10 protein-coding genes are annotated in these 10,000 nt (G+C 45.6%); all 10 read right to left on the bottom strand.

What is annotated here, in order from left to right; translation table 11 throughout:
- Positions 1 to 543 precede the first annotated feature (543 nt).
- Positions 544 to 1,326 (bottom strand): TatD family hydrolase, encoded by a 783-nt coding sequence (locus LDL40_RS12505; RefSeq protein ID WP_300995711.1) that lies wholly within the window; start codon positions 1,324 to 1,326, stop codon positions 544 to 546.
- A gap of 52 nt (positions 1,327 to 1,378) precedes the next feature.
- Complete coding sequence (locus LDL40_RS12500) at positions 1,379 to 1,705, bottom strand: PilZ domain-containing protein (RefSeq protein WP_300995710.1); 327 nt, start codon at positions 1,703 to 1,705, stop codon at positions 1,379 to 1,381.
- 12 nt (positions 1,706 to 1,717) lie between these two features.
- Positions 1,718 to 2,620 carry a DNA polymerase III subunit delta' gene (gene holB, locus LDL40_RS12495; RefSeq protein WP_300995709.1) on the bottom strand — a complete coding sequence of 301 codons (903 nt, stop codon included), beginning with the start codon at positions 2,618 to 2,620 and terminating at the stop codon, positions 1,718 to 1,720.
- Positions 2,613 to 3,260, bottom strand: a complete 648-nt coding sequence (tmk, locus tag LDL40_RS12490; RefSeq protein WP_300995708.1) for a dTMP kinase — start codon at positions 3,258 to 3,260, stop codon at positions 2,613 to 2,615. Before tmk ends, holB begins: the two co-directional genes overlap by 8 nt.
- Entirely contained in the window at positions 3,257 to 4,297 is a 1,041-nt protein-coding gene (gene mltG / locus LDL40_RS12485; RefSeq protein ID WP_300995707.1) for an endolytic transglycosylase MltG, read from the bottom strand. The genes tmk and mltG overlap by 4 nt, the downstream gene beginning before the upstream one ends.
- Positions 4,294 to 5,058 carry an aminodeoxychorismate lyase gene (pabC, locus tag LDL40_RS12480; RefSeq protein ID WP_300995706.1) on the bottom strand — a complete coding sequence of 255 codons (765 nt, stop codon included), beginning with the start codon at positions 5,056 to 5,058 and terminating at the stop codon, positions 4,294 to 4,296. The genes mltG and pabC overlap by 4 nt, the downstream gene beginning before the upstream one ends.
- Before the next feature lie 124 nt (positions 5,059 to 5,182).
- Entirely contained in the window at positions 5,183 to 5,668 is a 486-nt protein-coding gene (locus tag LDL40_RS12475; protein WP_300995705.1) for a DUF6702 family protein, read from the bottom strand.
- 8 nt (positions 5,669 to 5,676) lie between these two features.
- Positions 5,677 to 8,094: a M1 family metallopeptidase gene (locus LDL40_RS12470; protein ID WP_300995704.1), complete on the bottom strand. Its 2,418-nt coding sequence runs from the start codon at positions 8,092 to 8,094 to the stop codon at positions 5,677 to 5,679.
- 154 nt (positions 8,095 to 8,248) lie between these two features.
- Complete coding sequence (gene fabF, locus LDL40_RS12465) at positions 8,249 to 9,487, bottom strand: beta-ketoacyl-ACP synthase II (protein ID WP_300995703.1); 1,239 nt, start codon at positions 9,485 to 9,487, stop codon at positions 8,249 to 8,251.
- A gap of 120 nt (positions 9,488 to 9,607) precedes the next feature.
- Complete coding sequence (gene acpP / locus LDL40_RS12460) at positions 9,608 to 9,844, bottom strand: acyl carrier protein (protein WP_008898948.1); 237 nt, start codon at positions 9,842 to 9,844, stop codon at positions 9,608 to 9,610.
- Positions 9,845 to 10,000 lie beyond the last annotated feature (156 nt).

Here is a 10,000-nt window from a genome sequence, read left to right as displayed (position 1 = left end):
CCAACACAACAGCATGCCTATGTGGTGGCAGTGCCCCTGTCTGCTTGAGGCTAATTCACTGACAGATTTTTTCAGAAAAAGATAGTACAGCTCAGGGTCTGCCAACTTGAAATTCAGACACATCTATACTTGCAGCAAGCCTGAAAATATCTACGACAGTCAGGGCAGATTGAACCCTATTGCAGTTTTTATTAGATTAATTTTTTCTAACATAGATGACTTGTAAAAACTTTGACTTCTATTACGATTTTGTGACGTCAGCTTTAATTCTTCAGCAAAAGCTTATGTTACCTGAGGTTGAGTGGATAACTTGGGGATAACTACGGTATAAGATCAGGATAAGTTTTAGCTTCTGATTTTGATTGAAGCACTTAATGGGCAAAAAACAGTACAGGAAAATTTAACAGGCCTTGTCTACACTCAAAACCAGCAAGTCAGTGAAGCCATTTGTTCTGTTTAGTTCCGTATAGCGCACGGCTCATTTAGATGAGCCATTCCCCTAAGCCCAGAATGAATCCCTTGATTCTGGGCTACTTTTCTCTCTCAATAAGCTTTCTTAACTGATTGAAACAAATTATAAAAATTTGCAGAGCTTTGTTCTGCCAACAATTCAATGCTGACATTACGCTGCTCGGCAAGACAAGCAGCCACAGCACTAACATAAGCGGGCTGATTGGTTTTGCCACGGTAAGGCACAGGAGCTAAATAAGGCGAGTCGGTTTCAATCAACAAGCGATCAGCAGGAATTTGGCGGGCGACAGCTCGCAGTTCATCGGCGTTACGAAAAGTCACTATGCCTGATAATGAAATATAAAAACCTAAATCCAGCGCAGCTTTTGCCGTATCCCAGTCTTCGGTAAAGCAATGCAGCACCCCTCCACAGTCGGCGGCACCACCAGAGCGTAATAAATTCAAAGTGTCAGCTCTGGCATCGCGGGTATGCACTATCAAAGGCTTTTTAAGTTCGCGGCCTACTGCAATATGAGCAGCAAAAGCTTCTTGCTGTGTAGCTTTGCTGTCAGGACTGTAAAAATAATCCAAACCTGTTTCACCTACAGCTACTACTGCGGGATCTGCGCAATAACGCCGCAGTAATTCGATATCAATTTGATCTTCCTGATGTAGCGGATGTTCGCCACAAGAGACGGAGACTTGCGGGTAGGCAGCCACCAGCTGTTTCATCGCAGGAAATTCTTTCAGGCTTACAGACACACAGAGCATATGCTCCACTTTGGCGACTGCTGCCTGTTGTAACACTTCAGGTAGAGTCAGGGCTAATTTGTCCCATTCCAGACGGTCAAGGTGGCAATGCGAATCAACAAACAAAAGAGTTCTCCAAAAGATTAACTAAAAACAGCCTCAAGCCCGATATACGGATTCAAAGGCTATAAGTTGGTTCGGTAGAGTCGAGCATACCGCCCAATAGCTTTTCAATTTTATCCTGCAACTGAAACTTATCATCGATAAAAGCCACACCAATACCTGCAGGAGTAGAGCTTTGCGCTCCTTGTGGTGTTAACCAGGCGACTTTGCCAGACACCCTCACCGCTTCGAGCGCGTCAGGCAAAGTAACGACTAAGGCGATAGAATGCCCCATACGATAAGGACGGGCTGTACGCACGAATAATCCGCCATTCTTTAGAAATGGCATATAACAGCGGTACAACTCTTTTAGCTCGGTAAAATCCAGTTGGATTTCGTCCACGATAAGCTCCTGTTACACCAAGGCTGTGCGCAATTGCACCAACAAGGCGGATAAATTCAATGCGGCATTTTGCCCTGAAATCAATTGACGATCTCTGCCCCATTGTTGCAAAGACAACAATAATTGGTGATGTTTCAACTGCATATCAGTACCCTTTTGCCATAACTCCTGTCGCACAAACCAGAATAAGGTTGAAGCTAATTGTTCAGTGTCAGGCAAATGAGCCAATAACTCATACATATCCAGTTGAGCAGACACGAACTTCTTCAGCATAACCAATTGTGCAGAAATTGCTGCTGCTTCGTCGTTTTCCAGCAATTTCAAAGCTAATAAAGGCGCGCCGCCAACATACTGCAATAAAAAATCCGGTACTGGCCTGCTGCTGTGGTCCTGTAACCAGTGTTCTATTTGTTCACCGTATACAGGAGCTATTGCCCAGCTTTGACAACGGCTTAAAATAGTCGGCAACAACTGTGCCGGATAAGCACTTTGTAAAATCAAAAAACTGTTTTGCGGTGGTTCTTCCAGAGTCTTTAACAGTGCGTTAGCAGCTGCTTCAGTCATCTGCTCAGCTTGAGGAATAAGTGCCAGTTTCACCCCACCTTGCTGTGATGCTCCTTGCATAAACTGCCCCAGGGCTCGTATTGGATCCACGCCAATACTGTTGCCTTCGGTTGGTAAGAGCCACAGATCCGGATGATGACCAGAAGCCATCAGTTGGCAACTTTTACATAAACCACAAGGCTGTTGCTGCTGTGGCGTTTTGCAGAGTAAATAGGCCGCCAACCTTTTCGCAAGAGCCGATTTACCTATGCCCAGAGGGCCTGTCAACAACAAAGCGTGATGTAATTGTCCCTCAGCCGCCAGTTCTGTCAGTTTGTAGTAATACGAGTCCAGCCAGGGTAAATCAGACATAACTTTGTAAAGGTCCGTTTTGGTAGGCCTGTTGCAGTGCATTCAGAATGTCTTGCTGCACTTGCTCTATCGACTGACTGGCATCTATGGTGACTATATTGGGCTCTGTTGCGGCTATTTGTAGATATTTTGCCCGGGTTCGTTGAAAAAAAGCCAGCTGTTCCAGCTCAATACGGTCCAGTTCACCCCTGGCCTGAGCGCGTTGTAAGCCGATAGCTGGGTCTATATCCAGATACAACGTCAAATCCGGCGTTAAATCCCCTAATACGGCATGGCGAATGCTGTTGATCAGGCTTTCATCCAGTTGGCGACCTCCCCCCTGATAGGCTCTTGAGGATAAGTCGTGGCGATCCCCTAACACCCAGCTTCCCTGTTGCAAAGCGGGTTGGATCACGGTTTTTACCAACTGTACACGGGACGCATACATCAGCAGTAATTCAGTTTCAGGCGCTACTATTTCGTCCTGAACTTGCTTCACAATAGCTCGGATTTGTTCGGCTAAAGGCGTGCCTCCGGGTTCTCGTGTACTAATAAATTTAATCTGGTGTTCGTTCAGCCATTGCTGGATAGTATGGATAGCACTGGTTTTTCCCGCGCCTTCCAGCCCTTCCACTACAATAAAACGCCCTTGAGTTGTCATTGTTTTTTCTTTTCCAAAGCTTTTTTGCCAAAAATATACTGCTGCACTGCGGCATTGTGCTCTGCCAAAGTACGGGAAAACTGATGGGTGCCATCCCCTTTTGAAACAAAGTATAGCCAGTCACTTTGAGCTGGCTGTGCCGCTGCCACAATAGAGCTACCACTTGGCGCCGCTATAGGACCTGGTGGCAAACCAAAATGTTGATAAGTATTGTACGGATGCGGATTTTTTAGATCGGCTCTGGTGATGTCTCCGTTAAAATCGTCACCTAAACCATAAATCACTGTCGGATCTGTTTGCAGTTTCATGCCAAGGGCTAACCTATTGACAAAAACCGAACTCACCAATGGTTTTTCCGGCTCATGACCACTCTCTTTTTCTACAATAGAGGCCATGATCAAAAGCTCATAGGGAGTTTTATACGGTAATGTTGCCTGGCGATTATCCCAAGCCAATTGTACTTTCTGGATCAGCAGATCATTGGCGCGTTTTAGCAGTTCAGTGCTGGTGCTGTTTGCTGTGTAATTGTAGGTTTCTGCATAAAACAGAGCTTCTGCATTAGCTGGTTTAGGCCCCCAGGAATCAGGCCATTTTGCCAGTTCAATTAATGCAGTTTTATCCGTCAAATCATGCTTTAAAAATTCGGCTTCAGCTAAACGCTTAAAACTCTGGCTTAAGGTTTCACCTTCCTTGATGCTAAAAGCAAATTGAGCAACCTTACCGCTGGCGAATAAATGCAGCATCTGCAATAAGCGTGTAGGTTTTTGATCGGCAGGAACTCTGTAGACGCCTTGATGTAACTTTGAAAGTTCAGGATGTATACGTAAATAAATAGACAGCCAGCGACACTGTGCATTGCTCAGCAGCCGGCGCTGCTGCCATTGACGGCAGAGCTTCATGGCACTATCGCCGGCCTTAATTTCGATATAAGTTTCAGTCAATGGTAAGAGGCTTTGGCTGTATTGTTGCCAGATATTGGTTAATCCAAAAAAGCTCACCAGCGAGATTAATAGCACTACAAATAAAGTTCGGATCAAAGCTCAACTCCGCTGACAAACTGACGCACCAGTTCAATATTCTTAGTTTGCCCGGCAAATTGCTTTACCGGCACCACGCCCATCAGAGCATTACAAATCAATATGGCTTCGGCTTGCTGCAAATCATTGAGGTAGAACTTACCTTCGCTGACCGATCGTTGATCCAGTATATGTTGACGCATCACACCGGAAACACCTGCTTGGTCCAGATAGGGAGTAAACCATATACCATCTTTACTAAACATCAGGTTAGCGGCCGATACTTCGATGACAGCACCACTCTGGTCCAGTACAACCAGCTCATCAACATCCGTTTTAATCAACTCGGCTTTTATAAGTACCTGTTCAAGCCTGTTGTTATGCTTCAGCCCAGCCAGCGCTGGTTGCTGCGCCAGCTTAAAATCTGCTATCCCAAGCCTGATGCCCTGAGTCTGCCAGCCGCTATAGTCGGGTAAAGCTGCTGTGCTGATATAACAACAAGGCGATTCGATACCCTGCGGGCTATAACCGCGCCCACTCTGACCACGACTTATGAGCACTTTAACGACCTGCTCAGGTGCAGAAATTGCCTGCTGCACTTGTGAAGTGAGCTCGTCAACATCAAATGAGTGGATCAGTAAGCGTTTAGCCCCTTCGACTAAACGCTGTAAATGCAAATCCCATAGCATAGCCTTGCCGTCCTTTACCTTTATTGTGGTAAAAAGCCCGTCGCCATACTGAAAGCTGCGATCTGTGCTATTCGGTACTTGCAAATAAAGCATCAATGCCAGTCCAAACCATTTGAAAAATTCAGGCCGAAAGTATGCCTGAAATCAAAAACTTTAAAAATGGGATCAGATCACATTGTTAACCGCTCACCTAATGATCTGCCCCAAATTTCAGCAGTTAGTTACTCAATTGCACCTGCTGCCATTGCTGTTGTGGAGTAAATTTGAGGGTTTTGACTTTGCCGCGCCCTTCGATATTGACCACATTCACCTGCTCGGGCCATAAGCTCTGTAATGAATTGTGGCGCAACTGAAGCTGAGTTAATTGGTGCGGTATGGCTACTTCCTGATACACCCAGAAAAAGCGGCCATCCAGTTCGTTACCGACCAGACTCAGTTTCAGATCCTGCCCATCAGATTTCAGCTGAAAATGGCTGGATACATACAAGGCAAAACTGTCACGGGTGGACTGTTTGGCAATTAAATCAGCCGACTTATCCAGCAGCTTTTTCACTGCATGTTCGGCGTCATGCAGATAAAATCTGTGCATGACTTCAATGTTGCCAGTGCGCTGATTAAACAGCACTTTGGTAATGGCCGACTTCATCTCATGAGCGGACAACTGCAGGCTCAGGCAGCATAACACTAAAAGTATCAAACGCATCTTTGGTGTTAATCCTTAGCTTTGGGCTCTTTAAGTTTGGTTTTACTGTCTTGCATAATATCGCGCTCGACCAAATCTTTACTCTTTTCCCGTTTAAAGGCTTCAATACGGGATGGAATGATCTGACGTGGATAATGGTTGTTTTCCACATCTACATCGGCTGTTAACCATTTGGGATCCACCACCACCTGTTTTAGAGTTTTATCTGTCACTATCAGCTTACTGACCGCATCAGGAGTTTTACGCCAAATCTCAGCCGGAATATACATCTCCTGCACACTGTCATCTTCAAAAGTCAGCTGCAGTAAAATCGGCATCACCAAACCACCTAAATTACTGAAATTCAGCACATAGTAGTTTTTGTTTTCTTCTATAGCACGCTCAAATACCTGACGCTCCCAGTGTTCCAGATCAGCGAGAAATTGCTGGTAGCTGTTACGCTCCTTATTGGTGACAGTAAACCTGTCATTTTCATCATAAAAATCAGTGACGTCTTTATTACGCTCCACCCAGGTGGTTTTGCCTTCGGCTTCATTCAGTTCAACAAAAATTGGCATAGGTTTGTCTTGCTCTTCTTTGCGTCTGCGCTCAAAGTCGATGTCCGGATCTTTGGTGTCTAATTGCAGTTTGTAGACTTTATCTAAAGAGATATCGACATGGTCTGTGCTGTAAAACCAACCGCGCCAGAACCAATCCAAATCAACACCACTGGCTTCTTCCATAGTGCGGAAGAAGTCTGATGGCGTTGGACGTTTAAACTTCCAGCGGGTGGCGTATTCTTTAAACGCAAAATCAAACAGCTCACGCCCCAATATCACATCGCGCAGAATATTCAGCGCTACCGCAGGTTTGGTATAGGCATTCGGACCTAAGCGCGTCACACTGTCCGATTGCGTCATAATGGGTTCCTGCTGATCACCTTTCATATAATCAGTGATATCCCGGGCTTCAACCCCCCATGGAATTTGCGGATCCCACTCACGACCCGCTATACCATCTAAAAAGCTGTTTAACCCTTCGTCCATCCAGGTCCATTGCCGCTCGTCAGAGTTGACCACCATAGGGAAATAAATATGCCCTACTTCATGGATCACCACGCCAATCAAAAAGCGTTTCTCGGCCTGCGAGTAGGTGCGGCTGCCATCTTTTTGCAACTCAGTACGCGGGCCGTTAAAGGTAATCATCGGATATTCCATGCCACCTACAGGACCATTCACCGATTGAGCAACTGAATAGGGATAATCAAAAGAGAAACGCGAATAGACTTCCAGGGTGTGCACTACGGATTCTGTGGAGTATTTTTTCCATAAATCGCCGCCCTCTTTTGGATAAAAGGACATGGCCATCACAAAAGGCTGATCGGCGCCACCTTGCTGATAGCCTTTGGCATCCCAAATAAATTTACGTGAAGAAGCCCAGGCAAAATCCCGTACGTTGTTGGCTTTGAATCGCCAGGTTTTGCGCTCATCCGTGTCGTCTTTTTCGTTTTCCAGCGCTTCTTGTTCAGTCACAATAAACACAGGGCGTTTTGCTGTTTTGGCTTTTTCCAGACGTTGCTGCTGCTCTTTGGTCAGCACTTCTGAGGCGTTGGTTAAATCACCTGTTGAAGAGACAATATGATCGGCAGGCACCGTCATCTCGACCTCATAGTCACCAAACTCCAGCGTGAATTCACCTGAGCCTAAAAACTCTTTATTGGTCCAGGCTTCATAATCTGTGTAGGCGACTAAACGCGGGAACCACTGCGCAAACAAGAAGATATCATTGCCACCTTTGCGTTTATCGTCTGGGAAATGTTCAAAACCAGAACGGGCCGAGACAGCGTCTTCTTCGACGATATTAAAGGCAAAATCCATGGAGAACTGCAAAGACTCAGCGGGCTTAAGCGGTTTTGGTAAATCAATCCGCATCTGAGTGCCAACCACTACAAACTTCAGCTTTGTACCGTCGGCAAGCTTAATATTGTCCAGTTGATAGCCTAATTCGTGATCCGCTAAAAATTGCAGATTACGTAACTCGTCGAGGCTAATTTTCGCTGGCATCTCATTGTTTGGGCTGGAGCCACCACCAAAGGTGCTGGTGACTTCCGCCATTGAATCCGGTTTAAAGATATTCTGGTCCAACTGCAGCCAAAGATACTTCAGGGTATAAGGCGAGTTGTTTTTGTAGTGGATAGTCTGGCTACCGGATAAACGACGTTTTTCTTCATCCAGACTGGCTTTAATTTTGTAATCCACCTGTTGTTGCCAGTACTGCTGACCCGGCTCGCCCGCTGCATTGCGGTAAATATTAGGCGTGGGTAAGGACTCGTCCAATTGACGGAATTTATCTTCGAATTTGCCTTTGGTTTGAGCAATAGGATCGGCAAGAGACGCTTGAGCACACAGCATCAAGGCCAAAGCTACGCAACTTTTTTTATAGGACATTATTTTGCTGCTTCTGTTAATTAAAAGAAATGGAGTAATTTCCCCAGTATTTACTTTTAATATCAGACTTCGGCTGGAATTACGACAATAAGCGGGAAAAATAAGATAGAAAAATCAAAGGGTCAGAGCATGGCTCCGACCCTTTCTTCAGGCTTTAGATTTTCTTAAACAGAATAGAACCGTTAGTACCACCAAAACCAAAGGAATTACATAAAGCATATTCCATTTTGGCGTCTCGGGCCGTGTGTGGTACATAGTCTAAGTCACACCCCTCGTCCGGATTATCCAGGTTGATGGTTGGAGATACTTTCTGGTCGATCAGTGACAAAATAGTGATGATAGATTCAACTGAACCTGCAGCACCTAATAAATGTCCCATCATCGACTTACTGGAACTGACCATTAAACCTTCTGGTTTGGCACCAAAAATAGATTTAATCGCCATAGTTTCAGCTATATCACCTGCAGGTGTCGAAGTGCCGTGGGCATTGATGTACTGCACCTGATCGGCGTTTACACCGGCATCACGTAAGGCGTTTTTCATCGCCAAAGCTGCACCACGACCGTTTTCCGGAGGTGACGTCATATGGTAGGCGTCGCCACTCATACCAAAACCGACCAGTTCAGCATAGATTTTTGCGCCACGGGCTTTAGCGTGTTCGTACTCTTCCAGTACCACAACACCAGCCCCATCGCCTAATACAAAACCGTCACGGTCTTTATCCCATGGACGACTGGCCTGTTGTGGCGCATCGTTGCGGGTAGATAAAGCACGGGCAGCACCAAAACCACCCATACCTAAAGTAGTAGAAGCTTTTTCTGCACCACCGGCAATCATGGCGTCTGCATCACCGTAAGCAATCATACGAGCGGCCTGACCAATGTTGTGCACACCTGTAGTACAAGCAGTCACTATGCTGATATTTGGCCCTTGCAAACCTAACATGATAGATAAATGACCAGAAATCATGTTGATAATGGTAGAAGGCACAAAAAACGGCGATAAACGACGTGGGCCGCTGTTTAATAATTTGGTGTGGTTTTCTTCGATTAAACCTAAACCACCAATACCTGAACCTACAGCAACACCAATACGTTCGGCGTTTTCTTCGTTAATTTCCAATCCGGAATCCCGAAAAGCCTGCACACCGGCAGCGACACCGTACTGGATAAATAAATCCATTTTTTTGGCTTCTTTGGCCGGGAAAAACTGTTCGACGTCAAAATTTTTGACTAAACCAGCAAATTTGGTGGTGTAAGCCTCTGGATCAATATGATCAAACAGCGCTATTCCACTTTGACCTTGTAATAAAGCCTGCCAGGTCGACGATACATCGTTCCCCAGGGGCGTTAGCATACCTAAGCCCGTCACAACCACTCGACGTTTTGCCACAGAATCCTCCGCAGTCTAATTTATTCTTTATTGCTGATCTGCTTCTGCTTTAACTTCGTAGCAGACAGCTTCAGAAACAAAAACGGGTAGCAGAGGCTACCCGTTTTGTCAGCTCAACGCTTACTCAGCGTGGGCTTTGATATAGTCGATAGCAGACTGTACCGTTGTAATTTTTTCAGCTTCTTCGTCTGGGATCTCTGTGTCGAATTCTTCTTCCAAAGCCATAACTAATTCTACTGTATCCAGAGAGTCAGCGCCTAAATCGTCAACGAAAGAAGATTCGTGCTTCACTTCTTCTTCTTTAACGCCTAACTGCTCGATGATAATTTTCTTTACGCGTTCTTCGATGTTGCTCATCTTTTCTTCCTTTTTCTCATGTAAATCGCAACAATTGGTGCAATTTTGTGTGGCGGCTAGTTTATGCGTAAGCCCGGTTTGTTGCAAGTAAAGGCTAAGCCTTTTCCTGCTGGTCAAACCATTAGCCTTCGTCCTTAAAGCTGCAGCTTTGTTGAC

The sequence above is a fragment of the Rheinheimera sp. genome (assembly GCF_020217005.1).
Classification (GTDB): domain Bacteria; phylum Pseudomonadota; class Gammaproteobacteria; order Enterobacterales; family Alteromonadaceae; genus Pararheinheimera.
The sequence above is the reverse complement of the archived record's forward strand: the minus strand, read 5'-3'. Positions and strand labels throughout refer to the sequence as shown.

Excerpts from the sequence above, each read along its gene's own strand:
- holB (WP_300995709.1), bottom strand. The coding sequence starts at position 2,620 with ATGTCTGATTTACCCTGGCTGGACTCGTATTACTACAAACTGACAGAA.
- tmk (WP_300995708.1), bottom strand. The coding sequence starts at position 3,260 with ATGACAACTCAAGGGCGTTTTATTGTAGTGGAAGGGCTGGAAGGCGCG.
- pabC (WP_300995706.1), bottom strand. The coding sequence starts at position 5,058 with ATGCTTTATTTGCAAGTACCGAATAGCACAGATCGCAGCTTTCAGTAT.
- LDL40_RS12475 (WP_300995705.1), bottom strand. The coding sequence starts at position 5,668 with ATGCGTTTGATACTTTTAGTGTTATGCTGCCTGAGCCTGCAGTTGTCC.
- LDL40_RS12470 (WP_300995704.1), bottom strand. The coding sequence starts at position 8,094 with ATGTCCTATAAAAAAAGTTGCGTAGCTTTGGCCTTGATGCTGTGTGCT.
- acpP (WP_008898948.1), bottom strand. The coding sequence starts at position 9,844 with ATGAGCAACATCGAAGAACGCGTAAAGAAAATTATCATCGAGCAGTTA.